The following is a 26,204-nucleotide window of genomic DNA, read 5'->3' on the forward strand; positions in this document are numbered from 1 at the left end:
AGTTGGGGTGAAACTTCGATATCAAACAGTCTCTGCAAATAGCTCCCGCCCGATCAGCATGCGGCGGATTTCCGAGGTGCCGGCGCCGATTTCGTAGAGCTTGGCGTCGCGCAGCAGCCGGCCGGCGGGATAGTCGTTGGTGTAGCCGTTGCCGCCAAGGGCCTGGATGCATTCGAGCGCCATGGCGGTCGCCTTCTCCGCGGCATAGAGGATGCAGCCGGCAGCGTCCTTGCGGGTCGTTTCGCCGCGATCGCAGGCGGCGGCAACCGCATAGACATAGGCGCGGGCGGCGTTCATGGTCACATACATGTCGGCAAGCTTGCCTTGCATCAACTGGAACTCGCCGATCGGCTGGCCAAACTGCCTGCGTTCATGCAGGTATGGCAGCACCACGTCCATGCAAGCGGCCATGATGCCGAGCGGGCCTCCCGACAGGACAACGCGCTCATAGTCGAGCCCGGACATCAGCACGCGGACACCGCCATCGATCTGACCCAGCACATTCTCCGCCGGCACCTCGCAATCGATAAAAACCAGCTCCGAGGTACTGGAGCCGCGCATGCCGAGCTTGTCGAGTTTCTGGCCGACCGAGAAACCCTTAAAAGCCTTCTCGACAAGGAAAGCGCTAATGCCGCGAGGGCCGGCCTCCGGCGCAGTCTTGGCATAAACGACCAGCACGTCGGCATCCGGACCGTTGGTGATCCACATCTTGCTGCCATTCAACACGTAGCGGTCGCCGCGCTTTTCGGCCTGAAGCTTCATCGAGACGACATCGGAGCCGGAGCCGGGTTCCGACATGGCCAGCGCACCGATATGCTCGCCGGAAATCAGCTTCGGCAAATAGTGCGCCTTCTGCTCTTCGGTGCCGTTGCGGTTGATCTGGTTGACGCAGAGATTGGAATGGGCGCCGTAGCTCAGACCAACGGAGGCCGAGGCGCGGCTGATCTCCTCCATGGCGACGGCATGCGCGACATAGCCAAGACCGGCGCCGCCACAGGCTTCATCGGCGGTAATGCCGAGCAGCCCAATATCGCCCATCTCCCGCCACAGAGCCTTCGGAAAACCATTGTTGCGATCGAACTCATCGGCAAGCGGCGCGATGCGCTGGCCGGCAAAGCGGCGCACGCTGTCGCGCAGTGCCTCGATCTCCTCGCCGAGCGCGAAGTTCAATCCCCCAGCATACATCGCCTTCTCCTCCCGCTTTTCCCGATGCATGATCCCGAAACAGCCATGCGTCCCTTGGGATCATACTCTCCTCAAAACCCTCATGAGCACATCACGCCGCATCGGCGGGAACGTGGTGCTTTTCCTCCGGCATTTCATAGGTCTTCAGCTTCTCGGCGATCCGCGCCATGACCTTCCGGGCAGCCTCCTCCTTGACGGGTCCGAAGCCCCTGATTTCATCGAACAATGACAGGATGGCAAGGGCCTCCGTCTCATTGTCCGCGCGCAGGCCGTTGAGAACACGGTCGGCAATCACTTCATACTCGCCGATCAACCGACGCTCCAGCCGGCGTTCCCGCATGTAGCCGAAGGGATCGAAGGCGGTGCCGCGCAGCCGTTTCATCGGCGCGAGCCGGCGCAGCAGCGGCAATATCCAGGGGCCGAATTCACGCTTCTTCGGTCGGCCGTTCGGGTCCTTGCCTGCCAGCATCGGCGGGGCAAGATTGAAGGCCAGCTTGAAGTCGCCTTCCATCTCGTCACGCAAGTGAGCCTCGAAAGCGGGATCGGTCAACAACCGCGCCACTTCATATTCGTCCTTATAGGCCAGCACGCGCGCATAGGTGACGGCGACGGCGAAAGGCACCTTATCCAAGAGCCGCTCCCTGGCAGCCGCAGCCGTGGCGCGCTGGACGAAAGCGGCGTAGCAAACAGCAAGCGCGGCGTTCTGATAGGCGGTCAAATGCGCCTTGCGGTGGGCAATCAGCTCGTCGAGGCTCATCTCGGCCAGCGTCTTCTTGGCATCCGGTTCCGTCATCATCTCGTGCACGGACTGCGGATCATGCGCCAGCCGACGGCCCCATTGGAAGGCCGAGAGGCTGGCCTTCACGGCCACGCCGTTGAGCTCGATCGCCTTCTCGATGGCTTCCAGCGACAGCGGCAGCAGGCCGCGCTGCCAAGCAAAGCCTGTGAGCAGGATATTGGTCGACATGGCATCGCCGGTGACCTCGCTCGCAATGTGGCCAAAATCGAGGAAGACGGATTTATCGCTGACGGTCTTGGCGATGGCATGCTGAATCGAGCCGATCTTGAAATCGAAGTCGCGATTGCGAACAAAGTCGGCGACCGGCATCAGGCCTGTATTGACGATGGCGGTCGTGCGGGTCGAAGCGCACAGCGTAATCGCATCTTTGGATGCACCCACCACTTCGTCGGCGGCGAGTAACAGGTCGGCACCGCCGTTGACGATACGCGACGAGGTCACATCCGCCTCACTATAGCCGATGCGCAGATGGCTCATGACAGCACCGCCCTTCTGCGCGAGACCGGCCATGTCGAGGATCATCGGAACCTTCCCGTCAAGATGGGCGGCCATGCCGAGGATGGCGCCGATGGTCAGAATGCCGGTGCCGCCGACGCCGGCAATGGCGATGTTCCACGGCCGAACGCCAATGATGGGGATCTCCGGCATCGGCACATCGGCATCTGCGTGCTCCAGCGCTGCGCGCTTCCGGCGCTTGCCGCCATGGACGGTGACGAAGGAAGGGCAGAAGCCTTTGACGCAGGAGAAATCCTTGTTGCAGCTCGACTGGTTGATCTGGCGCTTGCGGCCGAACTCCGTCTCCAATGGCTCGACGGAAATGCAGTTGGACTGCACCGAGCAGTCGCCGCAGCCTTCGCAGACCGCGGGATTGATGAAGACGCGTTTGGCCGGGTCCTCCAACAGGCCGCGGCTCCTGCGCCGACGTTTTTCAGCGGCACAGGTCTGGACATAGACGATCGCCGAGCAACCTTCGGTCTCGCGCAGCGTCAGCATCACCTGATCGATATTGTCGCGATGCAGAACTTTGACGCCGGGGGCCAGGTCCGATGACGAATAGGCCGAGGGATTTTCCGAGAGCAGATAGATCGGCGAGACGCCTTCACCGTGCAACTGGCGGGTCAAGAGCTGAGGCGTCAGATAGCCGTCGATCGGCTGGCCACCGGTCATGGCGACGGCATCGTTGTAGAGCAGCTTATAAGTGACATTGACCTTGGCGGCGACCGACTGGCGGACAGCGAGAATGCCGGAATGGAAATAGGTGCCGTCACCGAGATTGACGAACATGTGCTTCTCGTCGGTGTAGCGGGCAATTGCCGTCCAGGGCACACCTTCGCCGCCCATCTGCGTGAAGGTCTCGGTGTTGCGGTCCATCCAGGTGACCATGTAGTGGCAACCGATGCCGGCCATGGCGCGGCTGCCTTCGGGAACGCGGGTGGACGTGTTGTGCGGACAGCCGGAGCAGAAGAACGGCGTGCGCTGCAAAGGCGCGACATGCGTGCGGCTGATCTGGCCCCGTTCAGCGAGATAGGCAAGCTTGGCGGCGATATGGTCATGCAGTGAAGGATCGAGATCGAGCTTGACGATGCGTCCTGCAATGGCCCTGGCCACCGAGCCGACGGTCAGCGCCGCCGACAGGCTGAGATAGGGCTTGTCGTGTTCATCGAACTTGCCGACGATGCGCGGGCGTACATCGGCGCGCCAGTTGAAGAGTTGCTGCTTTATCTGGTTTTCGATGATCTCGCGCCGTTCTTCGACGACGAGCACCTCGTCCAGCCCTTCGGAGAAATGCCGGACGGCCTCCGGCTCCAGCGGCCAGGGCATACGGACTTTCAGGATACGCAGGCCGATCGCGGCCATTTCCTTCGGACCGATTTCGAGTTCGCGCAGCGCCTGCAATACGTCCTCATAGGCCTTGCCGGAGGAGATGATGCCGAAGCGGGCATTGGGCACATCATGGGTGATTTCATCGACGCGATTGGCGCGCGCAAAGGCGATGGCGGCATAGGCCTTATAGGTCTGCAGCCTATCGTCCTGCACCAGCGGCGGATCGGGCCAACGCAGGTTCAAGCCGCCGGGTGGCAACTCGAAATCAGTCGGAAGCACGAATTGACGCTTCTCACCCGAGAGATCGACCGCGGCTGTCGTCTCGATCGTATCGGCAATGAATTTCATGCCGACCCAGCAGCCGGAATAGCGCGACATGGCAATGCCGAGCAGGCCATATTCGAGGAATTCGTGGATCGACGATGGATAGATGACCGGGATGACCGCCGACATGAAATCATGGTCGGTCTGGTGTGGGATCGTGGAGGATTTGGCGGAATGATCGTCGCCAGCAAAACAGAGGACGCCACCATGTTTCGACGTGCCGGCGGCATTGCCGTGTTTCAGCACGTCACCGGAGCGGTCGACGCCAGGACCCTTGCCGTACCAGATGCCGAGCACACCGTCCTTGCGCACCCCGGGGGACAGACCGACTTGTTGCGTGCCCCATATGGCTGTGGCGGCAAGGTCCTCATTGATGCCTGGCTGGAAGGTGACGTCGTGCTGGTCGAGATAGGTCTTGGCTTTTAGAAGCTGCTGGTCATAGCCGCCAAGCGGCGAGCCACGATAGCCCGATATGAAGGCGGCGGTATTCAGACCCGCGGCACGGTCGCGCCGCATCTGCGTCATCGGCAGACGCACCAAGGTCTGCAGGCCGGTCATGAAGACGCGGCCTTCATCTGCGGTATATTTGTCGTCAAGCGATACGCTCGTCGCAAGCATCTGCTCTCCTCCCGAGATCGCAGTCACCAATTGCGTAATATATTTCGCCAAATGCCTCCTACCGCACCAGCGAAAACTCCCCACAATATTAGCATGCGCCGTCGCTAATTTCCGAACGAAGGCGGTACGCTCGCGGCATGATTTGCAAAGATTGAAGGGGTTGACGGATATTTTCGTGCTTGCTGCCGTGCACCCATCAAAAGCTTTCATTGCAGATATAAGTTCAAGCCTCTTCCGTTTGTCGAAACCAGCCAATAACCTCGCTTCGACTCGATTTCGGAGACTGACCATGCTGACAATTTACGGCGTCTATCGCTCGCGTGCTTCGCGCAATTATTGGATGGCCGAGGAGCTTGGCGTTCCCTTCCAGTCCGTGCCCGTCATCCAAGCCAGCCGGCTCGACAATCCGCTAAGCCCGGAAGCGCCAATCAATACGATGTCGGCGGAATTCCTGGCCGTCAATCCGATGGGCATGATACCCGCCATCAAGGACGGCGATCTCGTGATGCACGAATCCCTAGCCATCAATCTCTATCTTGCCCGCAAGTATGGCGGCCCGCTCGCCGGCAAGACGGCGGAACAAGAAGGGCTGTTGACCATGTGGACGATGTGGGCAGCGACCGAAGTCGAGCCGTATACCGTTGCAATCGTCAGGATCTATGACAATGCCCAGGAGGACAGCGAAGCCGGCAAGGCCGGGATCGCGGTTGCCTGCCGTTCGCTGAAGCGGACTTTCGACATTCTCGAGCAGCACCTTCAAGACCAGGACTATGTCGTCGGCAACCGCTTTACCGCCGCCGACCTCAACATTGCCGAGGTGCTGCGCTATGCCCAGACGGAGCAGGCCCTGTTCGACAACCATCCGAAGGTGAAGGCCTGGATCGAGCGTTGCCAGTCACGTGCGGCCTACAAGGCAATGCAGGAAACACGCGGCAAAGAGCCGATCTGAGGCAGGTTCACCGGAAGAGCCGCATGCTCTCTTCCATCTCCTCACGGATCCAGGCTTTGAAGGCCGTGACCTTTTTCGCCTCGCGCACGCTTTCGGCGGTGATGAAATAGTGGCCGAAGCCGGTTTTGGCGCGGATACCGAAGGGATCGACAAGGCATTTTTGCTGTAGCGCATAGGCTGCTAGTGTCTGCCAGGCAAGCATCACGCCCTGGCCCGCCATGGCGGCATCGAGGCAGAGCGAGGCATCGTTGAAGATATGCCGCTCTTCCATGCATTTGCCGGAAAGGCCGACCTCCCTGAGCCAGACATCCCAGGTGAACATGGCGTGCCCGTCAATGACGGCCGGCACACTTAACAGGTCGGCGGGTTCCTTGAGCGTGGCGGCGATCTGCGGCGTCACGACCGGAAAGATTTCCTGCGCCAACAGCAGTTCGGATTTGACGCCTGGCCATTGCCCACTGCCGACGCGGATGCCGATGTCGACATCCGATGTCGCCGGATTGACAAGCTGTGTGGTGGCGTCGATGCGCAAGCGAATATCCGGATGGCGCTTGGCGAACCGATCGAGCCGGTGCACCAACCAGCGCGCGGCGAGGACCGGCGCAACCGAGATGGTGAGGATATGGTCGTCGCGATGCTGCGCGGCGGTCACCGCTGCCGACAGCGCCTGAAACCCTTCGCCGAGCCGCGCCAGTACCGCGATGCCGGCCTCCGTCACTGCCATGCCCTTCGGCGTGCGCTCGAAAACCGGCCGCCCCAATTGCGCCTCGGCCTTGATCACCTGCTGGCTGACGGCGCCGATAGTCACGCCAAGCTCATCGGCAGCCGCCTGCAACGACCCGAGCCGCCCCACCGCCTCCAGTGCCCGGAGACCATTCAGATGAACGCTGTTGAGATTCTTCATATAGAATATCTATATCAGCATGCCGGCATTCTCAATTGAAAAGCCGCGCGATGCGCGCGATCATTGCAGCACAAATCAGAACCGCCACCATTCCCGCCGACTGACGCGCCCAATGAGCGCATCGCTGCGGAAGAACGAGGAGGCATGTCATGTCGATACTGAAGCTTTTCTTCAATCACCTGCGGCACGATGACAGCGAAGCGCAGGATGACCCGTTGCAGCATCCGGCGCTTGCTGCCATGTCGCTGGAGGAGCTAGCCGATCTGCCGTTGATGCCCGAAAATTTGGGGCGGAAGGCGGAAGGGCAAGATGTAAGATTAAAGGAATGCGCATAACGAAAGAACAAACATTGCGCGGCGCTAAACCCGGCTCTTCGACTATCCCCTCCGACCATGTATGATTTTGTGCGATGTACCATCGGAACGGATAGCGCAGCATGGCCACGAGCACCGACACCAGCGTGATCTTCCAACGCCTTCAACGTGTGGTGGCGGAAGCGCGTCTGCCCGAGGTCGAGGTGAGCACCAGTTACGGCACGCCGGCGCTGAAGGTAGGCGGCAAGGCTTTCGTTTCCGTCAAGAATGCCGAGACGATTGTGCTGGCGCTGCCGATCGACCATAAGGAGCAGCTGATCGAGATGGCGCCGGAGATCTATTTCCAGACGGATCACTACGTCGGCTGGCCGTCGTTGCCATTGCGCATCGCTGCTATCGGCGACGACGAACTGCAACTCCGGCTGATCCAGGCTTGGCGGTTTCGGGCGCCGAAGAAATTACGGGCTACCTTCGACGCCGGTTGATCAAATCCGCTCGGCGGTGAGGGCTCGTTGCACAGCGGGGCGCTCCAGCATACGCGCGTGGTGGGCGCTGACCTTCTCAAAGCGGGTCCGATCGACACCGTCGCCCGGCAACCAACTCTCCAGTGTGAAGAGATAGGCATCGGCGACGGTATATTGCTCGCCCATTACCCAGGGACCTTCCAGCATCGTTTCCTCGATAAGCGCGAAGCTCTCGCCCATGGTCTGGGGCACCTTGGCCTTCATCGCTTCGATTGCCGCCGCATCGTCGGTCCAGCGATAGCCGCGCCCTTTATGAGCATGATTCACATGCACGGTCGAGGCTAGATAGCTGTTGAAGGCCTGCATGCGGGCGAAATCGAAGGGATCGTCGAGCGGAGCAAGGCGAGCCGCCGGCGCGATCTGGGCGACATAGGCGAGGATCGCCACATTTTCAGTGACGACGCCCTTGTCGGTTACCAGAGCCGGGACACGCCCCTTAGGGTTGATTGCCAGATACTCCGGCGAGCGCTGTTCGCCCTTCGGGAAACTGACCGGCCGCGCCTCGTAGGCAAGGCCCGACTCTTCGAGCGCTATCAAGCTAGCAAGTGCGCAACTGCCCGGCGAGAAATATAAATTCAGCATATCCGTTTCCTGTGCTCGATTTCGCTCGACGTTAACGGCGACGGAGGGAATACGGAAGTGGCCTGCGCCGATATCGGTTATGAAAGCTTTTGATGGATGCCGTCTGCGCATCGCCCTTGTGGTGAGGCGCGCGACCGGGGTCAGCGTCACACCACAAGGGCTGGATCACCAATCCGTTAGGCACAACCCGGCACATCCTCCAGCCGATACCAGACGGGAATGCCGCGTTCACTGGCGATGCGGACGTCGTTGTCGGCTCCCTTGGACTCGCCTGGAAGTCTGAGAACGCCCTCGCACAATTGCAGCAACCGGCCTGCGGTCGGGTGGAATATCTCTTCGTAGAGATCGTCGCCGGTGCTCTTGCCGCCGGCGGCGTGCCAGACCGGCAAGGCGACCCATTCGCCAATCATGGGCAGGTGCCCCGCCTTGAACAGCGCATAGGATGGCTCCTCCAGCCGCTTGAGATTCTCGGCCATCTTCCTGGGATCGTCTCCAGTTCCCGAACGATACGGCCCGGCAATCAAGATCAACATGTCACATCTCCTCTTCCTTCTGCTTTCTGCAGGAATTTACACGACTATGCGTTAAATTTCTTGATTGTCGACTCATTTTTGATAAATTCACGATATTTCATGAATTTTCGTGCGGAAACAGGCATGCTAACCAGCCAACGAAAGACCCTCATCCTCGATATCCTGCGCCGCGACGGCCAGGTAATTGCCAAGACGATCGCAGACGACTTCGGCCTGTCCGAAGACACGATCCGTAGGGATTTGAGAGAAATGGCGGCGGAACGGCTGCTGAAGCGCGTGCATGGCGGTGCGCTGCCGCTCGCACCAGAGCTGCCGGATTTCTCTGCGCGGCGCGGTGTGTCGCCGGATGTGAAGCGGCAACTCGGAGCCTTTGCGGCGAAGATGGTTCGACCCGGACGGACGGTGTTTCTCGACGGCGGCACGACGACTGCGGAAATCGCCCGTCATCTACCCAGGAATTTTACCTTCACCGTCGTCACCCATAGCCCGACGATCGCAGGCGAGCTGGAACATCATCCGACAGCCGAGGTGATCCTGATCGGCGGCAAACTCTACAAGCATTCGATGGTGGCGACGGGTGCGGCGGCAATTGCGGCAATCTCGCTGGTGCGGCCGGACATCTTCTTCCTCGGCGTGACCGCCATCCATCCCGTTCACGGTCTTTCGACCGGCGATTTCGAGGAGGCAGCCATCAAGCGGCATATTGCGCAATGCTCGGCCGAAACCTATGTGATGGTGACCCAGGAAAAGCTGGATGCCGCCTCCCCCTGCCATATCCTGCCCGTCAAGGCGGTCTCGGGCATGGTCGTACCGTCAAGTATTACAGAGGAAAGCCTGGCGCCTTATCGCAGTGCGCAGGTTCCTATTTTCACCGTTAGCGACTGAAGCAGGCGGCCGCGATGGACATTCATTCAGAACAGGCCGGTAATCCACCGGTCTAATTTCGAATCTTCGCGATAGGCCAGGTTTATGACGGCCGCCGACGCGACGGCTGTCGCAGCGCCGCCGAGAATGTCGCTGATATAATGCGTCCCGACATAAACTCTGGACAGACAGATCAACAGAGCGGCGACCAGGAAGGCGAGTCCTCTCCCCCACAAACCGCATATCAAAAAAGCCGCAACAATGGAGAACGTTGCGGTCGCGTGATCCGACGGGAATGACCAATCGATGGTGCGATCGATAATGAGGTGGGTGATGCCCGCGTCATACGGGCGGACTCGATGAACGAACAGCAGGATGATTTGATTGACGCCGAGTCCGACAAGAAAGGACAATCCCGCCACAATACACGTATGCCGCACATGAGCTTGGGAGCGCTTGCTCCACCACTGCAGCACCACCGCCAAAACGAGGAGCGGAGCCCCGAATTGCGTTATCATGATCATGATCCGGTCCAACATTGGACTTATGCCAGCGGGAGTATTGATCCATTGCGTGATCGCCTGATCCATGGGGTCACTCGTCCGAAGTGGTTGGTAGGGGTTGCGATCGAGCATGAATGAACGTCGGATTCATCAGCTCTTTGAGATCAGCGTGTTGTTGAAAGGTGCTCATGCCCTGATCGAATGTATCGGCGGGATAGCGCTTGCGCTCATCAGTACCAATTCGATTGTTCATCTCGTGAATGTTCTCACGCAGGAGGAATTGATTGGGCAGCCAAAGGACTTCATCGCAACTCACCTTCTTGCCTGGTCGCAAAACTTCTCCCTCGCGACCAAGGATTTCTATGCATACTATCTCCTGAGCCACGGCTTGGTGAAAGTGCTGCTCGTCATTGGCCTTCTTAAGGGCAGGCTGTGGGCATATCCGGCGTCTTTGGCAGCTTTGGGGCTTTTTATCGCCTATCAACTCTACCGCTTCGTCGACACCCATGGGATCGGGCTTCTGGTGCTGACCGCCTTCGATCTGGTGGTCATGGTCCTGATCTGGCACGAGTACAGGCTTGTGCGGCGGCACTTGCCGGTCGAGTAGGGTACATATGCACCGAATGGCGCGGACACGGTGTCCTATGCCGCCAGCACCGCGGTCGCCCTGATATCGCCGACATGGATGCCGTTCCAGTTGCTGAGCGCCTTATTGGCCATGGCCATCAGACCGGCATGGACGTCGTTGCCCTTTTCAAAGAAGCGGGCGAGCGTCGCTGCGATCATGGCTTCGGCGGCGCGGCCGTTGCCATCATCGCATTTGACCGCAATCGCGACGCCCTGTTCGGGGACGGCTGCACAGAAGACGCCTTCGGCGCCGGTCTTGGCGAAGATGCGACCGGGGGCGATCTGCATCAGCTTGGTGCAGGCGCGGCCGGTGCCGGCGACGTAGAAGGGCTCTGCCATGCAGGCCTCGAACAGTCGCCGCGAGGCTCTGGCGCGCAACGGTTCCAGGCTGTTACCGGTCGCCATCTTGGCGAAGCCATGCGCCAGGCTTCTGAGCGGCACAGCATAATTCGGGATCGAGCAGCCGTCGGTGCCGCAATTGTCGTGGCCGAGCGGCGTTCCCGTCAGGCTTTGCATCGTCGCGCGGATCTGCTGCTGCAGCGGATGATCGTAGCCGACATAACCTTTGGGATCGATGTCTTGATGGCAACAGGCGCAGACGAAGCCGGAGTGCTTGCCCGAGCAATTGTTATGCAGCGCCGTCGGCTTGTCGATGGTGCGGGCCTGGTGGATGATCGTTTTCTGATCGGAAGACCAATGTGCACCGCATTCCAGCGCGCTGACGTCCCGGCCGGCGCGGGCGAGCATGGAGGCAGCCAGCGCCACATGCGCGTCTTCACCGCTATGCGAGGAGCAAGCAAGCGCCAGTTCCTTATTCCCGAAGCCATAGGCATCCGCCGCGCCGCTTTCGACCAGCGCCAAAGCCTGCATCGCCTTGCAGGCCGAACGCGGAAACACGCCCCTTTCGATGTCGCCGAGCGACAGCACCAACTTCCCATCTCCATCGACGACGGCGACCGAACCGCGATGACGGCTTTCAACGAGATTTCCACGGGTGATTTCGACGCAGACGGGATTGGACATGATGGCAAGCGCTCTTTGATTTGCGGGATATGCTACTGATAGCCGCTGTAAAGAGGATTGCCAATCGTCATAGGAAGTGAAATCGGCTCGGGAATCTGGGACGTGAGACGATCTACAAGGCATTCAGCAAAGGCGGTAATCCAAGACTGGAAATGTTGTGCCCCATCGTTGCGGCTCTCGCTTTGAAATTGACTGTATGGGCTGCACAGCCATTCAGTTTAGACCGCTCGAATCCGATAGGCACAACGCCGCGCGCCGAGCAGGATGTGCTCTTCGCGCTCCACGCTTGCCGCAAGTGTTGCACGAAACGTCTCGAGTTCCGACCGGCAGAAGCCGGCGCATACCGTTGCGGCGGCGCAGATGGGGCAGTGGTTCTCCACCAGCACAAGCGAACCGTCCTCTTCCTGCCAATGGTCGGCCATATAGCCTTCGCGCGTGCGGATGGCGGCAAGCGTCGCGACGCGTGACGGCAGGTCGGCGGTGATGTCGATATGGCTGCGGTAGCGCTTCAGCGTCTCCGCTTCGCGCGCCGAAATGACTGCATCGACCGCACCCTGCCCTAGCTGGTTGGCCATGGTCGTCAGAAGCGTAGCCGTCAGGTCGGCATGCCCGTCGGGAAACTGGCGGTTGCCTTCCGCCGTCAAATGCCAGAGCTGACGCGGCCTGCCCCTGCCGGATGCAGTTTCTGTCACTGGCTCTACCAGGCCCTCGTCCGCCATCTTCGTCAGTTGCTGGCGGGCCGCTTCCGACGATATGCCGAGCGTGCTGCCAAGCGTCGATGCGAGCTGCGGACCATCGGTTTTCAACAGGATCAGGATTCGATTAACCGGCGACTGGCGCATTTTTCCAAGTTTTCGCTTGTTTTAATTTTGAGACTGTGTGATTTTCCAATTTATAACTTGGAAAATAATTATTCGCTAGGGAAAACGCCGAGGGTCATCCGATGTCGAGCATCCAAAATGTCGATACATCCCGCTCCGCCTCCATCTTTACACTCTTCTCACCCCAGCTTCTGCCGGCGACCTTGATGCTCGGCGGCGGCGTCGCCCTCTATGCCGTCGAATCCTACATTACCGCGACGATCGCGCCGTCCATCGTTCGCGACATCGGCGGCCTGGAGCTGTTTTCCTGGATGATAACGCTTTTTGTTGCGGCCGGCGTGCTCGGCTCGATCACTGTCGCGACACGGCCGAGAGGCATGGGCCTGCGGACCGTCTATGTCGCGGCGGCGCTGATATTCGGCGCCGGAAACCTGATTTGCGCCATCGCGCCGATAATACAGGTCGTGCTTGCCGGGCGGGCAGTGCAAGGTTTCGGTGCCGGCATGCTGGGCGCTCTAGGCTATGCGTTCATCCGTTTCGTCTATCCAGCACCACTGTGGCGGAAAGCGTCAACACTTTACGCCGCCATATGGGGTGTCGCGACCGTGCTCGGGCCGACGTTGGGCGGGCTGTTTTCCCAAGGCAGCGCATGGCGCGAGGCCTTCGTCATTCTCGTGCCGCTGGCCGGCCTTATGGCGCTCTCGGCGCGATGGCTGCTGCCGCGCGTCGAGGATGATCGAGCGCAACAGAAGACCCCAATCCTTCAGATTGCGCTTCTGCTCGGCGCAGTCTTGTTGGTGAGCCTCGCCGGAACCATCGAACATATGTCGAGCAAGGTCATACTCGTCGCAATTTCAATAGCTTCCGTTTCCGCCATGCTCACCGTCGAGCGAAAAAGCGCGAACCGGCTTCTGCCGCAGGGCGCGGTTATGCTCAGCAGGCCGATATGCCGGCTTTATCTGATGATATTCACGCTCATGATGGTGCTGACGAGCGATATCTATATTCCTTATTTCCTGCAGACCCTGCATGGCGTGGCGCCCCTGGTTTCAGGCTATCTGGTCGCTTTGGTCGCGCTGGGATGGACCCTCGCAGCCTTTCTAAGCGCATCATTTTCTGGAAAACGGGCGGTCGTCTCGATCATCGTCGGATGCGTGCTTGAAACCGCGGCCACGGCCTCGCTGATTCTTTTCCTGGCAAGAGACAATCCCTCCAGCGACCTTGTTTTGCTCGGCCCGGCTGTTGTCGCCATGTTTTTGATGGGCTTCGGCGTCGGCCTTGGTTGGGCGCATCTGGTCACCAAGGTAATCGGCCTTGTCGGCAACGCAGAGCAGGACAAGGCGTCGGCTGCCATTTCGACGGTTCAGTCGCTGGGTGGCGGCTTCGGCTCTTCCCTTGCCGGCGTCATCGTCAACGGGGTCGGTCTTGCAGACCCAGGCGGCATCGCCGGCAGTATGTCGGCGGCCACATGGCTTTATGCATTGATGGCCCTGCCCGGCCTCGTCGCCATTGCGATGTCGTTGACCCTCAAGCCAGCTTCAGCATGATCTTGCCGATGTGACTGCTGGTCTCCATCAGCCTGTGCGCGTCGACGACGTCTTCGAACGCGAATGTCCGATAAATGACGGGAGCGACAGTGCCGTCGTCAAGCAGCGGCCAGACCTGGGAATGAAGATCGTCGCGGATTGCGCGTTTTTCTTCCGCGGTGCGCGGGCGCATGGTCGAGCCGGTGACCGTCAGGCGCTTGACCATGATCGGCTGCAGATTGGCCTTTTCGGCCACCGCGCCGCCGAGGAAGGCGATGATCGACAGGCAGCCATCCCTGGCGAGCGAGGCAAGGTTTTTCTCGAAATAGGCTGCGCCGATCATGTCAAGGACGGCATCGACCCCGTGGCCGGTTTCCGCCTTGATGACCTCGGCAAAGTCTTCCTCTTTATAGTTGATCGCCCGCTTTGCGCCGAGTTTCTCGCAGGCATCGCATTTCTCCTTCGAGCCGGCGGTGGCATAAACCGTGGCTCCGAAGGCTTTGGCAAGCTGGATCGCTGTCGTGCCGATGCCGCTCGAACCGCCGTGGATCAGCACGCTCTCGCCTTCGGTTAGGCCCGCCATCTGGAAGAGATTGGCCCAGACGGTGAAGAACGTCTCAGGCAATGCGGCCGCACGAACGGCGTCATAGCCATTCGGGAACCGCAATGCCTGGCCGGCCGGGAGAACGCAATATTCGGCATAGGCGCCGCCATTGGCGAGGCCGCAGACCTTGTTGCCGATGGCGAATTCAGTGACGCCGCGCGCGACATCGACGACTTCGCCAGCAATTTCCAAGCCGAGGATAGGGCTTGCATCCTTCGGCGGCGGATAAATGCCCTGGCGCTGAGCCACATCCGGCCTGTTCACGCCAGCCGCCTCGACGCGAACGAGGATTTCCCCGTCTTTCAGCACCGGCAGAGGTTTGCGGGCAATCGTCATGACCTCGGGCGCGCCGAAGGATGGCAAATCCACAAAACGCATTTCAGACGGCAAGGGCATGGCTCGTTTCTCCTATCCCAGCAAAGCAATGGAGATAGTTTAGCGCATGCCTCTTGAAAAGAAGCTGGAGTGGGAGGGCGTCAATTCGTCTCGCCCAGGCTTAAGAACGCAAAGCCGATTTCGGTTTCCTTCGCCCTAGCCTTGATGCCCGCGATCGAAGTGCTGACACGGTTGATATCGTCGATGACCAGGCCTTCGGGCAGTTCGAGAATGCCGATGGAGCAACGCATCAGCGGGAACAGCGCCTCCGCGCCGCTACGGTCATGCCCGCGGATGCGGCCGGCGGCACGATCCTCCGCCGAATAGAATTCCAGGACGTCGGCGTGGAAATCGGCAAGCAGCCTCTCCAGAATCTCGCGCAATTCCTCAACATTCCAGCCGGTGACGCCGATGAAGAAATCGTCGCCGCCGACGTGGCCGAGAAAATGGCGTTCGGCGAAGAAGTAACGCCGCATCAGCGCCGCAAACAACGAAATGGCATGGTCGCCGAGATGGAAGCCATAGGCATCGTTGAACGGCTTGAAATTGTCGAAGTCGCAATAGCAGAAGTGCCTGACTTCATCGCCGTCGCGGCCGGCATTCTGCATGAAGTCATGAATGGCGCGATTGCCCGGCAGGCCGGTTAACGGATTCTGGTCCTGGGCAATCTTCAACTGCTTCTCATTGATGACCTTGATCAGCGAGGCGGCCGAGACGATGCCGGCATAATGCATGCCCTCGGTAACGATCAGGCAGTTGCTGCTTTCCATATTGGCGAAGATCGTCATCAGCGTATCGGCGTCGGAATCCAAACCGACGATCGGCGCCATCTCGACGAAATGCGAGATCGAGCGCTCATAGACCTTGTTTTTCAAGAGGTCGCGACCGAAGGGCTGATAGATATATTCCTTGAGCTGGTACTCGTGAACGATGCCGCGCGGCTCGCCGTTGGCGTTGACGACGGGGAAATAGGCGCGGCGCGGATTGCGGCGGAAAAGCTCGAAGACACTGTCGATGCTGTCATTCTCGCGGATGGTCGGCAAGACTTCTATCTGCTTGCGGATGAGAATTTCGTCTAGCGATTGGCTGTTGCGCGCCACTTTGCCGAGTTCCTGCAGATGCGGGAAGCTTGGCTTCAACTCGTTGATCAACGTCGTCGGGCGGGCGATAAACCAGCCCTGGACAAGATCGACGCCGAATTCGCGGCAGATCAGAAATTCCGCCTCGGTTTCGATGCCTTCGGCGATGACGCGGGTACCCAGGACGTGGGCGATATTGACGAGGTTTTTGAGAATATGGCGCTTGCGGGCGCTGCGATCGATATTGGAGACGAAATACCGGTCGATCTTGAGATAATCGACGGGATATTCAGACAACAGCTTCATCTCGGCGTGGCCGACACCGAAATCGTCGATTGCGAGCTTGAAACCGGCATCCCGCATCTTGGCGACCAGACCGCAAAATTCCGGCACACTGGTGTTGTCGAAGCGTTCGGAGAACTCAAAGCAGACGGAGGACGGCGCGATGCCGGCCTTCTTCATATGTTGCAGCAAACCGTCGGCAAGCACTTCGCCCTGCGGAATGAGCCGGACATCGAGATTGAGGAAGAGAGTTGCGGTACCGGCATTGCCAAGCGTGGCAAATTTCGCCAGCGCCCGGCTCGTCACCATCTGTTCCAGCCCGAGGAGTTGGCCTGTGCGCTCGGCCTCATCGAGGATCTGGATCGGGCTGTCGAAGCCGATACGCTCTTGCCCGCGCATCAAGGATTCATAGCCGAAAACCGCACCAGTGCCGGCCTCGACGATTGGCTGGAAAGCATTTTCGATAACGAGTTTGGCAAGCGTGACAATCTGGTCGCTGGCATACCGGCGCAATACGCCCGGCTCGACGGCGGCGGTCAGGGACATGCCCATCTCCATTTAAGAATTTTTGATCTAAGTTTTTTAAGTAAAACTTTAGATTTATCGCGTTTTCGGCCCAAGATGCGCCACAACTGTCAACGAAATCTTTCCCGCATGTGAAAGTTTCGTGAATGGTAAAAGAGCATTAACCATAGCTAAGCCGCCTCAATCCAAGGAGCGGCAACCATCGTCTGATAGTGCGCGTGATGTTCGCCGCTCAGTTATGCCGGCGTCTTTCCGCTTCGTAATCAGCAAACATGTCGGCAACGCAACGGCTGCTCTTCGCCACGCCATCAAGATCGTTGGCGGCACGGGGTACATCGCAGATATCACCGCGCTTGCGTGCGGCCTCCCACATGCGCAGGGCCTCGCGCACGACTTCGCTGCTCGAAGCATAAGTGCCCGTGTCGACGGCTGCGCGGATACCGGCAGCCTGAAGCGGAGAGATGGAAACCGTTACCATCGGCATGATATTCCTCCCTTTTTAGTTCTTAAACAAAACTATTCGCTGGAGACATATTCCAAGCAAATAACCGGAAGCTTCAAGACGCGTCTCCGTCGACACGCTCGCTCCGGACAATGGCGCCTGCCGTTACGTCAGTCAGCGCCGCTCCCGTCCTCCACGGCAGCCTATGAAGAGTAGCCCCGCTCACACGTCTTGTCAAAAAGTAGTAGTCCGTTACTCCCTCTTTACCCGCTTTTACTGCTTAAGAGCGAAGCCGAAGGCCATCAGTGTCCAACCCTGAAAAATCAGGTCGACCGCGAGAAAGAGACCAAGTATCCAAAGACTGTTGACCGGCCAACCGAGAGCGATGGCAATGCCGGCGAGTGCGGTCATCACGCCGCCGATGACAATCCATATCCAACCCCGTTCCGGCTTCAGCTTGCGGCCAACCCAGACACGAAATGTGCCTGCAATAAGCAATGCGATGGCAAGAAACAGCGTCAACGCTTCCGAGGCGAGCAAAGGATTGGCAAAAGCAAGGATGCCGGCGATCGTATAAAGCAGGCCGCTGAGCACCCAGAACAGAATATGTTCCCATCCCCGGACCTGAAAGGCATGCGCCAGGTGGATGATACCGCCGACCAGCATCAGCATGCCGATATAATAGACCGATACAACGGTGGCGATGAAAAGATTGCCAAGCGCGATTCCGCCGCAAATGAGTAGAAACACGCCAAGCGCAACAAACCATCCCCATTTGTCCCGCATGGCGGATGGTGGAATTTCATCCAGAACATTGACCATGACTGCACCTCCCCATTCGGAAGAATATGATACAGGAATGTATTCCCGGAAAGAGGCTGGAGATTTCTGAAGTTAATCAGATCGGCGCATGATTTTTTTGTTGATTGATCAGTCAATCAAAAATACACTCCGATGAGCTCTGGGGTGACGTATGCCGAAAGTTGGAATGGAACCGGTGCGCCGCAAGGCGCTTGTGGATGCAGCGATGCGCGTGATCGGTGATCACGGCTCGCTGACTGTCACCATGTCCGAAATCGCCAAGCAGGCAGGCGTTTCCCCCGCCCTCGCCCATCATTACTTCGGCAGCAAAGAGCAGTTGCTGATCGAAACCGTCCGGAGTCACCTACAGCGCCTGCGCGACAGCACGGTGACGGCGCTGAGGGCAGCAAAGACGCCGCGAGAAAAACTGTCCGCCATCATCCGCGTCAGTTTCCAGGCTGATCAATTCGCGCCGGAGACGATTGCCGCCTGGCTCGCCTTCTATGCCGAGGCGCAGCGTTCCGAGGAGACGCGCCGCTTCCTCGTCATCTATGCGAGACGGCTGCGCTCCAACCTGCTCGCCAACCTCAAGGTATTGTGTCCGAGCGAAGACGCCGAGCGTATTGCCGAGGGTGCTGCCGCGATGATCGACGGGCTCTATATCCGTCAGAGCCTGCGATCAGCGCCGATCAGCATCGATGCTTCGATCGCCCTCACTGAAGATTACATCAACGCTCTGCTTGCGCCGCTTCCCCGAAAGGCTGCCTTTCAAAAGGAACAGATAAAATGACCCTCAAAGCCCAGCCGAAAGCCTCGCATTTCATCGACGGCGAATACGTCGAGGATACCGACGGCACCGCTATCGAAAGCATCTATCCGGCCACCGGCGAAGTGATCGCGCGGCTACACGCGGCGACCCCCGCCATCGTCGAGCAGGCGATCGCCAGCGCCAAGCGGGCGCAGCCGGAATGGGCGGCAATGAGCCCGACGGCACGCGGCCGCATCCTGAGGCGCGCCGCCGAGATCATGCGCGAGCGCAACCGCGAGCTTTCCGAGCTGGAAACCCTTGATACCGGTAAGCCGATCCAGGAAACGATCGTCGCAGACCCGACTTCAGGCGCCGATAGTTTCGAATTCTTCGGTGGCGTGGCCGCAGCCGGCCTCAACGGCTCCTATATCCCGCTCGGAGGCGATTTCGCCTATACCAAGCGCGTGCCGCTCGGCGTCTGCGTCGGCATCGGCGCCTGGAACTATCCGCAGCAGATCGCCTGCTGGAAGGGTGCGCCGGCGCTGGTCGCCGGCAACGCCATGGTGTTCAAACCTTCCGAAAACACGCCGCTCGGCGCGCTGAAGATCGCCGAGATCCTGATCGAGGCCGGCCTGCCGAAGGGGCTCTATAATGTCATCCAGGGTGACCGCGAGACCGGACCGCTGCTCATCAACCATCCCGACGTGGCAAAGGTGTCGCTGACCGGCTCCGTGCCGACCGGCCGCAAGGTCGCCGCCGCGGCCGCAGGAAGCCTGAAGCACGTCACCATGGAACTCGGCGGCAAGTCGCCGCTGATCGTGTTCGACGACGCCGATATCGACAGCGCCATCGGCGGCGCCATGCTCGGCAATTTCTATTCGACCGGACAGGTCTGCTCGAACGGCACGCGTGTCTTCGTCAACAAAAAGATCAAGGCCGAGTTCCTGAAGCGGCTGAAGGGACGCACCGAGGCCATGCTGATCGGCGACCCCATGGATGAGGCAACCCAGATCGGCCCGATGGTCTCCTGGGCGCAGCGGGAAAAGGTGATCGCCTACATCGAGAAGGGCAAGGCGGAAGGTGCGACGCTGGTGGCCGGCGGCGGCATTCCCAACAATGTCTCCGGCGAAGGCTACTATGTGCAGCCGACCGTCTTTGCCGACGTCACCGACGATATGACCATCGCCCGCGAAGAAATCTTCGGCCCGGTCATGTGCGTGCTGGATTTCGATGACGAGACAGAGGTGATCGCTCGCGCCAACGCCACCGAATTCGGCCTTTCCGGCGGCGTTTTCACCGCCGACTTGACCCGCGCCCACCGCGTCGTCGATCAGCTCGAAGCCGGTACGCTGTGGATCAACACCTACAATCTCTGCCCGGTGGAAATTCCTTTCGGCGGCTCCAAGCAATCGGGCTTCGGCCGCGAGAATTCGCTTGCCGCGCTGGAACACTATTCCGAGCTGAAGACGGTCTATGTCGGCATGGGGCCGGTGCAGGCACCATACTAAGTCGCACCTCGTCCCCTGGAAAACATCGCCATGCAGCAAGCAGATTTCGTCATCATCGGCTCAGGTTCCGCCGGCTCCGCCATGGCCTATCGACTGTCGGAGGACGGCAGGCATTCGGTCATCGTGCTGGAATTCGGCGGCAGCGATTTTGGACCCTTCATCCAGATGCCGGCCGCCCTTGCCTGGCCGATGAGCATGAACCGCTATAATTGGGGCTATCTCTCCGAGCCGGAGCCGCAACTCAACAACCGGCGCATCACCGCGCCGCGCGGCAAGGTCATCGGCGGCTCGTCCTCGATCAACGGCATGGTCTACGTTCGCGGTCATGCCGAAGATTTCAATCGCTGGGAAGAACTCGGCGCCCATGGTTGGGCCTATGCCGACGTGCTCCCCTACTTCAAGCGGATGGAGCATTCGCATGGTGGCGAAGAGGGCTGGCGCGGAACCGACGGCCCCCTGCATGTCCGGCGCGGCGACGCCCGCAATCCGTTGTTCCATGCCTTTATCGAGGCAGGCCAGCAGGCGGGCTTCGAGGCGACGGAAGACTATAATGGCAGGAAACAGGAAGGCTTCGGCCTGATGGAGCAGACGACATGGGCCGGTCGGCGTTGGTCGGCGGCGACCGCCTATCTGAAGCCAGCGCTGAGACGGCCGAATGTTCAACTGATCCGTTGCCTCGCCCGCAAGGTGGTGATCGAAAACGGGCGCGCGACGGGCGTCGAAATCGAGCGCGGCGGTAAGATCGAGATCGTCAAGGCGAACCGCGAGGTCATTGTCTCGGCATCCTCCTTCAACTCACCGAAACTGCTGATGCTCTCGGGCATAGGCCCGGGGCAGCATCTGCGGGACATGGGTATCGAGGTGAAGGTGGACCGGCCGGGCGTTGGCGCCAATCTGCAGGACCATATGGAATTCTATTTCCAGCAGACCAGCCTGAAGCCGGTTTCGCTCTATTCCTGGCTACCCTGGTATATGCAAGGCATCGTCGGGGCGCAGTGGATGTTCTTCAAATCCGGCCTCGGAACCTCCAACCAGTTCGAGGCTTGCGCTTTCGTGCGATCGGCGCCGGGCGTCAAGCAGCCCGATATCCAGTACCACTTCCTGCCAGTCGCCATCAGCTACGACGGCAAAGCGGCGGCCAAAAGCCACGGATTTCAGGTGCATGTCGGTTATAATCTGTCGAAATCGCGCGGTGCAGTGACGCTGCGCTCCTCCGACCCGAAGGCCGATCCCGTCATCCGATTCAACTATATGAGCCATCCCGAGGACTGGGAGAAATTCCGCCATTGCGTCCGCCTCACCCGCGAGATTTTCGGACAGAAGGCCTTCGACGAATATCGAGGGACGGAGATCCAGCCCGGCCCTGGCGTGCAGACCGATGAGCAGATCGACGCCTTCCTGCGCGAGCACCTGGAAAGCGCCTATCACCCCTGCGGCACCTGCAAGATGGGCTCGAAGGACGATCCGATGGCCGTGGTCGATTCCGACACCCGCGTCATCGGCGTCGACGGCCTGCGCGTTGCCGACAGCTCGATCTTCCCCCATGTCACCTATGGCAATCTCAATGGCCCTTCGATCATGACCGGCGAAAAAGCTGCCGACCATATTCTTGGCAAGCCAAGGTTGGCGCGATCGAACCAGGAGCCCTGGATCAATCCGCGATGGGCAGTGAGCGATCGGTAAGCTAACAATTCGGGCGCAAACGCGTGAGCAGCGGGTTCGTCTCTATAGAAACCCAATCCACCGGCCTGCGATCAACGCTCCGATCCAGATGAAAAACGATATTGCGGCGGACAATTTTACGCGAAAAGAAGCCACGCCAAGCGAAATGGCACGCCGCCAATCCGGGCTTGCATGAAGAAGAAGCGCATTGAGGACGCCAAAAGCCAAGAGGCCGATCTTACAGAGGAAAGCCGGATTTCCGGCATATTCGACAGGTCGCACCGTAAAGAGGCAAAGGCCGGTCACAACTGCGGCCACAACACCGACACTGGCAGCGCGGGAAAGAAATGGCCCCAGCACTGCCAGTGGAAACGAGCGGAAGAGCCCGAGAATACGCAGATCAAGCGGCAAGATCGCGCCGATCAGTGACGCGATTGCCAGAATATGTGCCGCGTTGACGGCCATGTAGAGCAACGCCGACCGCTTCAAGTGATGGGCAAGGGCCAAACCCCCGATCCATTCCAGGATCTCCATGGCGATCCGGTCAATCGGTTTCGATTCGCTCGGGATAAATATCGTATTTCTTGTCGCCGATCGTAAGGCGCACCGCCTTCATGCGTTTCTCATTCGGATCGAGCGAACGGTTGCCGAGTGCGACAACCCGGTCACCGGGCTTTGCCGAACCCTCGACGAAGCCCGCGCGTTGCGTCTGGCGCGGATTGCCGAGCTCGACACGCCAAAGACCGTCGTCGGCGGTTGCGACGTCGAGGGACGGGTGCGGCGGCGCCATCGAAATCTGCTGAATCGTTCCCGTCAGCTCGAACTTCTTCTCTTCCGCCCAGGACCAGCCGTGATGAGCTGCAGCGCCACCTGCGATCAGAACCGCCAAGCCGGCCACGACCAGAATCGTCTTGGATGATGAAGTGAACATGCCGATTCCCCCTTTTCCTACCCAGGTGCGGGAAAATGGCGCAGTGCTGGCGAATGGACAGGCATATCAACAAGAGTTGAAGGACGACGGGGTTCGACGTTAGAACCGTTAAATGCATACCATCCGGCCGCGAAGCCGACACTAGCTCCTACAGCGAAGATTGCCATGCCCCCCATTTACCGCAAGTCCAAGCTCCTCCGCCGTTCCCGTGTTTTTTGGGGTTCGATCCATCTCTGGCGGCCGCGGCTGGTATTTTGGACGGGAGCCTTGGCGATCGGAGTGATCAGCGTGGGGTTTGCCAAACTGGCCGATCTGGCGCAGCACGCCTTTGCGGGAGTGACGAGTTCCGGGGAATGGACCTGGCTGTTGCCGCTTGTGCTGACGCCGCTCGGCTTCGTTCTCTCGGCATGGCTCGCGGCGACACTGTTTCCGAATTCTCAAGGCAGCGGTATTCCGCAGGCGATCGCGGCGCGGCATCTGCATCATGACGAAGACCGCACGAAGCTGCTGTCGCTTCGACTTGCCTTTGGGAAGATCGCGCTGACCATTCTCGGGCTGTTCTGCGGCGCTTCGATCGGCCGCGAGGGGCCCACGGTACAGGTGGGCGCCTCCTTCATGCTGGCGGTTGCCCGCTTCGGCGGCATGGCGCAGGCCAAGGGGCTTATCCTGGCGGGTTCGGCAGCCGGCATTGCAGCCGCCTTCAACACGCCGCTCGCCGGTATCGTCTTCGCCATCGAAGAGATGAGTCGCACCTATGAATCCCGTGCGAACAGTCTGGTGCTGACCGCTGTCATTCTCTCCGGCCTCGCGGCACTCGGGCTCTCCGGCAGCTATAATTATTTTGGTACGGCCGATGCGGCGCCGGCTGCACTTGCGGATTGGGGCCTCGTCCTGATCTGCGGCATCGGCGGCGGCACGCTCGGGGCGGCTTTCAGCGGTTTTGCACTATACGCCGGCATTCGCATCCGCCGCTGGGCGCAGCCGGAGCCCCTCAAGCGGATGCTGATGCTCGCTGGCTGTTGCGGCCTTGCGGTCGCCGCGATCGGCCTCACTTCCGGCGGCAGCACGTTCGGCACCGGCTATGACCAGGCGCGCGGCGCTGTGGAGGGGCATGCCCTGCCCCTGCTATTCTTTGCCGAAAAGCTGCTGGCAAGTTTCCTGTCGATGATATCAGGCATTCCCGGCGGCATTTTCGCGCCGTCGCTTGCTGTCGGCGCCGGTTTTGGGAGCACGGTCGGTATGCTCATCGGCAGCAACATCGCGCTGGCGGCGATCCTTGGCATGGCCGGCTATTTCGCCGGAGTCGTGCAGGCGCCGATGACCGCCTTCGTCATCATCCTGGAAATGACCGGCGATCACCAGGCCGTCATTCCGATCATGGCGGTGTCGATGATCGGCTACGTCACCTCGCGCCTCCTATCGCGCGAGCCGCTTTATCACGGTCTGTCGCGTGTCTTCATCGCTGCGTCGATCCGCGCGCGGCGGGCAATCGAGAAAGAAGCAGGTGAAGAGCACGCCGCCGGCTGAAGCTTCACTAGGCCAGCAGCCGCGTAACTTCAGCGTTATCGGGCAGCGCCACCGCATCGGCGATGGTGGTCGAGAACAGAACCTTGCGGGTGGCATCGGCGACTCTTGCGAACACGTGGCGGATTTCGCAGGTCTGTTCGCCGTCGCAATCGTCGCAGCGACGATAGGCGGTGATGGAAAGGCAAGGCAGCGGTGCGATCGGCCCGTCGATGATGCGCAGGATCTCGCCGAAGGTGATTTCATCAGCCGGCTTGCGCAGGAGATAACCACCCTGCTTGCCGCGACGGCTAATGACGATGCCTTGATGTTTCAGGTCGAGAAGGATCTGCTCCAGAAATTTCTTCGGGATTTTCTGTTGCGCGGCAATATCGGAAATCATCATCGGCTCGCCCGCCGCGGTCTGGGCCAGAGCAGACAGCGCCCGCAGCGCATATTTTGCTTTTTGAGTGATCATTTCGAACCGTCTACACACACATACGATGTGCTCACCCGATACACCCGGCCACATCGTTTCGGAATTCTTGATACTTTCACCAGGCTTCGATCCGACATCAAGATGCAGATCATGAAAAAGCTTGGTGCTGCCGGCAACCCAGCCTTGTTTTCGTTCTTGTCACTATGCCCACAGTTTAGGGCAAAATTCCGCGTTTCGCATCTTTTTGGCCATCACTTCCGATTTCCGTTTGACAAGCTGCGTGTAACTCTACTATTTCTATAGACATTAAAGCAAGCGCTTAGATATGACTAGTCTTATCGGCGTTGCCGCATTGACCCGCTTCAGGGGGCAAAACGCCTTGGTTAACAGCCGAGGCGGTCGGTTTTCCGCATGGGCGCGGCTTCATGGAGATATTTGCTCCCTATCCCCTTGCTTTCGAAATCGGTTTTTCTGTCCGCTCCTGTCACAAGCTGCGATACTCCTGGCAACATCAGGACAGGATTCCCTATGACTGCCATCAATCTTATCGAAGAAGCCGGAACGCTGAACAGCCGGTTGGCGGCGCTTGATCTTGCCGGCCGTCTGTCTTTGGTTGCCGGCCTCGGCGGCCACGCCGTCTTTACGACCTCCCTCGGGATCGAAGATCAGGTCATCACGGCGGAGATCGGCAATCACCGCCTGCCGATCGAAGTTGCGACGCTGCAGACCGGTCGTCTCTTTCCCGAGACGCTGGCGCTGATCGACGAGACGGAAAGCCAATACGACATCCATATCCGCCGTTACGAGCCGGAGCAGGCCGACATCGATGCCTATGCGGCGAAATATGGCCTCAACGGTTTTTACGAAAGCGTCGAAGCTCGGCATGCCTGTTGTGGCGTGCGCAAGCTGAAGCCGCTTGCGCGAGCGCTCTCCGGGGCCACGATCTGGGTCACCGGCCTGCGCCGCGGCCAGTCGACGAATCGCGCTGATACGCCTTTTGCCGAATATGACCCGGAACGCAATCTCATCAAGGTCAACCCGCTTGCCGACTGGGATATCGACGCGATCCGCGCCTATGTCACCGACAACAGCGTGCCGGTAAATCCGCTGCATCAGCGCGGTTATCCGTCGATCGGCTGCGAACCCTGCACGCGCGCCATCAAGCCGGGCGAGCCCGAGCGGGCCGGTCGCTGGTGGTGGGAAAACGATGAGAAACGCGAATGCGGCCTGCATGTTCACGAGGAAGCCGCAGTCGCCGCACAGTGACATACCCCGCCGGTTCCCGGCATCGGTTTGAGGCGCAGTTCAAGCTGCCGCCAGCCTACCGGGAACCAAAATATCTTATTCTTCCTGGCCAGCCTCCCGGTCGGGACTATTTGAAGTTC

General features: G+C 59.7%; 26 protein-coding genes. 11 read left to right on the top strand and 15 right to left on the bottom strand.

What is annotated here, in order from left to right:
* Positions 1-21: 21 nt before the first annotated feature.
* Both FHT86_RS11585 and FHT86_RS11590 read right to left on the bottom strand, forming a co-directional pair.
* On the bottom strand, positions 22-1,185 hold the full coding sequence (locus FHT86_RS11585) for an isovaleryl-CoA dehydrogenase (RefSeq protein WP_133706866.1): 1,164 nt from the start codon (positions 1,183-1,185) through the stop codon (positions 22-24).
* Between the two features lie 91 nt (positions 1,186-1,276).
* Complete coding sequence (locus tag FHT86_RS11590) at positions 1,277-5,041, bottom strand: indolepyruvate ferredoxin oxidoreductase family protein (protein WP_312862291.1); 3,765 nt, start codon at positions 5,039-5,041, stop codon at positions 1,277-1,279.
* Here FHT86_RS11590 and FHT86_RS11595 point away from each other — a divergent pair.
* Positions 5,040-5,699 (top strand): glutathione S-transferase family protein, encoded by a 660-nt coding sequence (locus tag FHT86_RS11595; RefSeq protein WP_133706868.1) that lies wholly within the window; start codon positions 5,040-5,042, stop codon positions 5,697-5,699. The two genes, FHT86_RS11590 and FHT86_RS11595, sit on opposite strands and share 2 nt — an antisense overlap.
* 7 nt (positions 5,700-5,706) lie before the next feature.
* On the opposite strand, the gene FHT86_RS11600 is transcribed toward FHT86_RS11595, so the two are convergent.
* Complete coding sequence (locus tag FHT86_RS11600) at positions 5,707-6,603, bottom strand: LysR substrate-binding domain-containing protein (RefSeq protein WP_133706869.1); 897 nt, start codon at positions 6,601-6,603, stop codon at positions 5,707-5,709.
* A 149-nt stretch (positions 6,604-6,752) separates the two neighbouring features.
* Between FHT86_RS11600 and FHT86_RS11605 the strand changes: the two genes are divergently transcribed.
* Positions 6,753-6,938 carry a hypothetical protein gene (locus FHT86_RS11605; protein WP_133706870.1) on the top strand — a complete coding sequence of 62 codons (186 nt, stop codon included), beginning with the start codon at positions 6,753-6,755 and terminating at the stop codon, positions 6,936-6,938.
* Between the two features lie 101 nt (positions 6,939-7,039).
* Positions 7,040-7,402, top strand: coding sequence for an MmcQ/YjbR family DNA-binding protein (locus tag FHT86_RS11610; RefSeq protein WP_133706871.1), 363 nt, complete (start codon positions 7,040-7,042; stop codon positions 7,400-7,402).
* On the opposite strand, the gene FHT86_RS11615 is transcribed toward FHT86_RS11610, so the two are convergent.
* Together FHT86_RS11615 and FHT86_RS11620 are read right to left on the bottom strand one after the other, a co-directional pair.
* Positions 7,403-8,023, bottom strand: coding sequence for a glutathione S-transferase family protein (locus FHT86_RS11615; protein WP_133706872.1), 621 nt, complete (start codon positions 8,021-8,023; stop codon positions 7,403-7,405).
* A gap of 176 nt (positions 8,024-8,199) precedes the next feature.
* Positions 8,200-8,556, bottom strand: coding sequence for a DUF4406 domain-containing protein (locus FHT86_RS11620; protein ID WP_133706873.1), 357 nt, complete (start codon positions 8,554-8,556; stop codon positions 8,200-8,202).
* Between the two features lie 123 nt (positions 8,557-8,679).
* Here FHT86_RS11620 and FHT86_RS11625 point away from each other — a divergent pair, with 123 nt between their 5' ends.
* Positions 8,680-9,441 carry a DeoR/GlpR family DNA-binding transcription regulator gene (locus FHT86_RS11625; RefSeq protein WP_133706874.1) on the top strand — a complete coding sequence of 254 codons (762 nt, stop codon included), beginning with the start codon at positions 8,680-8,682 and terminating at the stop codon, positions 9,439-9,441.
* Between the two features lie 26 nt (positions 9,442-9,467).
* Here FHT86_RS11625 and FHT86_RS11630 read toward each other — a convergent pair whose 3' ends face one another.
* Positions 9,468-10,010: a phosphatase PAP2 family protein gene (locus FHT86_RS11630; protein WP_133706875.1), complete on the bottom strand. Its 543-nt coding sequence runs from the start codon at positions 10,008-10,010 to the stop codon at positions 9,468-9,470.
* 43 nt (positions 10,011-10,053) lie between these two features.
* Between FHT86_RS11630 and FHT86_RS11635 the strand changes: the two genes are divergently transcribed.
* Positions 10,054-10,530, top strand: a complete 477-nt coding sequence (locus FHT86_RS11635; RefSeq protein WP_133706876.1) for a DUF2127 domain-containing protein — start codon at positions 10,054-10,056, stop codon at positions 10,528-10,530.
* A 35-nt stretch (positions 10,531-10,565) separates the two neighbouring features.
* Here FHT86_RS11635 and FHT86_RS11640 read toward each other — a convergent pair whose 3' ends face one another.
* A complete protein-coding gene (locus FHT86_RS11640) occupies positions 10,566-11,573 on the bottom strand; it encodes an asparaginase (protein WP_133706877.1) in 1,008 nt (335 codons plus the stop codon).
* Positions 11,574-11,791: 218 nt separating this feature from the next.
* Positions 11,792-12,415, bottom strand: a complete 624-nt coding sequence (locus tag FHT86_RS11645) for a metalloregulator ArsR/SmtB family transcription factor (protein ID WP_133706878.1) — start codon at positions 12,413-12,415, stop codon at positions 11,792-11,794.
* 101 nt (positions 12,416-12,516) lie between these two features.
* Here FHT86_RS11645 and FHT86_RS11650 point away from each other — a divergent pair, with 101 nt between their 5' ends.
* Entirely contained in the window at positions 12,517-13,941 is a 1,425-nt protein-coding gene (locus FHT86_RS11650; RefSeq protein WP_133706879.1) for an MFS transporter, read from the top strand.
* Here the strand turns inward: FHT86_RS11650 and FHT86_RS11655 are convergent.
* The 4 genes from FHT86_RS11655 to FHT86_RS11670 form a co-directional block, all read right to left on the bottom strand.
* Positions 13,922-14,920, bottom strand: a complete 999-nt coding sequence (locus FHT86_RS11655) for an NAD(P)H-quinone oxidoreductase (RefSeq protein WP_133706880.1) — start codon at positions 14,918-14,920, stop codon at positions 13,922-13,924. The two genes, FHT86_RS11650 and FHT86_RS11655, sit on opposite strands and share 20 nt — an antisense overlap.
* Positions 14,921-15,000: 80 nt before the next feature.
* Positions 15,001-16,806 carry a bifunctional diguanylate cyclase/phosphodiesterase gene (locus FHT86_RS11660; protein ID WP_133706881.1) on the bottom strand — a complete coding sequence of 602 codons (1,806 nt, stop codon included), beginning with the start codon at positions 16,804-16,806 and terminating at the stop codon, positions 15,001-15,003.
* 211 nt (positions 16,807-17,017) lie between these two features.
* Entirely contained in the window at positions 17,018-17,269 is a 252-nt protein-coding gene (locus FHT86_RS11665) for a type II toxin-antitoxin system ParD family antitoxin (RefSeq protein ID WP_133706882.1), read from the bottom strand.
* A 231-nt stretch (positions 17,270-17,500) separates the two neighbouring features.
* Positions 17,501-18,049, bottom strand: a complete 549-nt coding sequence (locus FHT86_RS11670) for an HdeD family acid-resistance protein (RefSeq protein WP_133706883.1) — start codon at positions 18,047-18,049, stop codon at positions 17,501-17,503.
* A gap of 151 nt (positions 18,050-18,200) precedes the next feature.
* Between FHT86_RS11670 and betI the strand changes: the two genes are divergently transcribed.
* Genes betI through betA form a run of 3 tightly spaced genes read left to right on the top strand, consistent with a single transcriptional unit; the run spans position 18,201 to position 21,967 of the window.
* Positions 18,201-18,818 carry a transcriptional regulator BetI gene (gene betI / locus FHT86_RS11675; protein ID WP_133706884.1) on the top strand — a complete coding sequence of 206 codons (618 nt, stop codon included), beginning with the start codon at positions 18,201-18,203 and terminating at the stop codon, positions 18,816-18,818.
* Positions 18,815-20,284 (top strand): betaine-aldehyde dehydrogenase, encoded by a 1,470-nt coding sequence (gene betB, locus FHT86_RS11680; RefSeq protein ID WP_133706885.1) that lies wholly within the window; start codon positions 18,815-18,817, stop codon positions 20,282-20,284. Before betI ends, betB begins: the two co-directional genes overlap by 4 nt.
* A gap of 30 nt (positions 20,285-20,314) precedes the next feature.
* Entirely contained in the window at positions 20,315-21,967 is a 1,653-nt protein-coding gene (betA, locus tag FHT86_RS11685) for a choline dehydrogenase (protein WP_133706886.1), read from the top strand.
* A 42-nt stretch (positions 21,968-22,009) separates the two neighbouring features.
* Here the strand turns inward: betA and FHT86_RS11690 are convergent, their stop codons facing one another.
* Both FHT86_RS11690 and FHT86_RS11695 read right to left on the bottom strand, forming a co-directional pair.
* Positions 22,010-22,480 carry a DUF6644 family protein gene (locus FHT86_RS11690; RefSeq protein WP_133706887.1) on the bottom strand — a complete coding sequence of 157 codons (471 nt, stop codon included), beginning with the start codon at positions 22,478-22,480 and terminating at the stop codon, positions 22,010-22,012.
* A gap of 10 nt (positions 22,481-22,490) precedes the next feature.
* A complete protein-coding gene (locus FHT86_RS11695; RefSeq protein ID WP_133706888.1) occupies positions 22,491-22,877 on the bottom strand; it encodes a DUF6152 family protein in 387 nt (128 codons plus the stop codon).
* A 165-nt stretch (positions 22,878-23,042) separates the two neighbouring features.
* Between FHT86_RS11695 and FHT86_RS11700 the strand changes: the two genes are divergently transcribed.
* On the top strand, positions 23,043-24,404 hold the full coding sequence (locus FHT86_RS11700) for a chloride channel protein (RefSeq protein ID WP_133706889.1): 1,362 nt from the start codon (positions 23,043-23,045) through the stop codon (positions 24,402-24,404).
* Positions 24,405-24,411: 7 nt separating this feature from the next.
* Here the strand turns inward: FHT86_RS11700 and FHT86_RS11705 are convergent, their stop codons facing one another.
* The gene (locus FHT86_RS11705) at positions 24,412-24,858 is read right to left on the bottom strand and encodes an Rrf2 family transcriptional regulator (protein WP_133707134.1); all 447 of its coding nucleotides are present in this window, start codon (positions 24,856-24,858) and stop codon (positions 24,412-24,414) included.
* A 489-nt stretch (positions 24,859-25,347) separates the two neighbouring features.
* Between FHT86_RS11705 and FHT86_RS11710 the strand changes: the two genes are divergently transcribed.
* The gene (locus FHT86_RS11710) at positions 25,348-26,085 is read left to right on the top strand and encodes a phosphoadenylyl-sulfate reductase (RefSeq protein WP_133706890.1); all 738 of its coding nucleotides are present in this window, start codon (positions 25,348-25,350) and stop codon (positions 26,083-26,085) included.
* Positions 26,086-26,204: the final 119 nt, after the last annotated feature.

The sequence above is a fragment of the Rhizobium sp. BK313 genome (assembly GCF_014193655.1).
Taxonomy (GTDB): domain Bacteria; phylum Pseudomonadota; class Alphaproteobacteria; order Rhizobiales; family Rhizobiaceae; genus Rhizobium.

Excerpts from the sequence above, each read along its gene's own strand:
- FHT86_RS11605 (WP_133706870.1), top strand. The coding sequence starts at position 6,753 with ATGTCGATACTGAAGCTTTTCTTCAATCACCTGCGGCACGATGACAGC.
- betI (WP_133706884.1), top strand. The coding sequence starts at position 18,201 with ATGCCGAAAGTTGGAATGGAACCGGTGCGCCGCAAGGCGCTTGTGGAT.
- FHT86_RS11690 (WP_133706887.1), bottom strand. The coding sequence starts at position 22,480 with ATGGAGATCCTGGAATGGATCGGGGGTTTGGCCCTTGCCCATCACTTG.
- FHT86_RS11700 (WP_133706889.1), top strand. The coding sequence starts at position 23,043 with ATGCCCCCCATTTACCGCAAGTCCAAGCTCCTCCGCCGTTCCCGTGTT.
- FHT86_RS11625 (WP_133706874.1), top strand. The coding sequence starts at position 8,680 with ATGCTAACCAGCCAACGAAAGACCCTCATCCTCGATATCCTGCGCCGC.
- FHT86_RS11695 (WP_133706888.1), bottom strand. The coding sequence starts at position 22,877 with ATGTTCACTTCATCATCCAAGACGATTCTGGTCGTGGCCGGCTTGGCG.
- FHT86_RS11670 (WP_133706883.1), bottom strand. The coding sequence starts at position 18,049 with ATGGTCAATGTTCTGGATGAAATTCCACCATCCGCCATGCGGGACAAA.
- FHT86_RS11590 (WP_312862291.1), bottom strand. The coding sequence starts at position 5,041 with ATGGTCAGTCTCCGAAATCGAGTCGAAGCGAGGTTATTGGCTGGTTTC.
- FHT86_RS11620 (WP_133706873.1), bottom strand. The coding sequence starts at position 8,556 with ATGTTGATCTTGATTGCCGGGCCGTATCGTTCGGGAACTGGAGACGAT.
- FHT86_RS11710 (WP_133706890.1), top strand. The coding sequence starts at position 25,348 with ATGACTGCCATCAATCTTATCGAAGAAGCCGGAACGCTGAACAGCCGG.
- betA (WP_133706886.1), top strand. The coding sequence starts at position 20,315 with ATGCAGCAAGCAGATTTCGTCATCATCGGCTCAGGTTCCGCCGGCTCC.
- FHT86_RS11585 (WP_133706866.1), bottom strand. The coding sequence starts at position 1,185 with ATGTATGCTGGGGGATTGAACTTCGCGCTCGGCGAGGAGATCGAGGCA.
- FHT86_RS11600 (WP_133706869.1), bottom strand. The coding sequence starts at position 6,603 with ATGAAGAATCTCAACAGCGTTCATCTGAATGGTCTCCGGGCACTGGAG.
- FHT86_RS11630 (WP_133706875.1), bottom strand. The coding sequence starts at position 10,010 with ATGGATCAGGCGATCACGCAATGGATCAATACTCCCGCTGGCATAAGT.
- betB (WP_133706885.1), top strand. The coding sequence starts at position 18,815 with ATGACCCTCAAAGCCCAGCCGAAAGCCTCGCATTTCATCGACGGCGAA.
- FHT86_RS11640 (WP_133706877.1), bottom strand. The coding sequence starts at position 11,573 with ATGTCCAATCCCGTCTGCGTCGAAATCACCCGTGGAAATCTCGTTGAA.
- FHT86_RS11655 (WP_133706880.1), bottom strand. The coding sequence starts at position 14,920 with ATGCCCTTGCCGTCTGAAATGCGTTTTGTGGATTTGCCATCCTTCGGC.
- FHT86_RS11660 (WP_133706881.1), bottom strand. The coding sequence starts at position 16,806 with ATGTCCCTGACCGCCGCCGTCGAGCCGGGCGTATTGCGCCGGTATGCC.
- FHT86_RS11645 (WP_133706878.1), bottom strand. The coding sequence starts at position 12,415 with ATGCGCCAGTCGCCGGTTAATCGAATCCTGATCCTGTTGAAAACCGAT.
- FHT86_RS11615 (WP_133706872.1), bottom strand. The coding sequence starts at position 8,023 with ATGCTGAATTTATATTTCTCGCCGGGCAGTTGCGCACTTGCTAGCTTG.
- FHT86_RS11665 (WP_133706882.1), bottom strand. The coding sequence starts at position 17,269 with ATGCCGATGGTAACGGTTTCCATCTCTCCGCTTCAGGCTGCCGGTATC.
- FHT86_RS11650 (WP_133706879.1), top strand. The coding sequence starts at position 12,517 with ATGTCGAGCATCCAAAATGTCGATACATCCCGCTCCGCCTCCATCTTT.
- FHT86_RS11610 (WP_133706871.1), top strand. The coding sequence starts at position 7,040 with ATGGCCACGAGCACCGACACCAGCGTGATCTTCCAACGCCTTCAACGT.
- FHT86_RS11705 (WP_133707134.1), bottom strand. The coding sequence starts at position 24,858 with ATGATCACTCAAAAAGCAAAATATGCGCTGCGGGCGCTGTCTGCTCTG.
- FHT86_RS11635 (WP_133706876.1), top strand. The coding sequence starts at position 10,054 with ATGAATGAACGTCGGATTCATCAGCTCTTTGAGATCAGCGTGTTGTTG.
- FHT86_RS11595 (WP_133706868.1), top strand. The coding sequence starts at position 5,040 with ATGCTGACAATTTACGGCGTCTATCGCTCGCGTGCTTCGCGCAATTAT.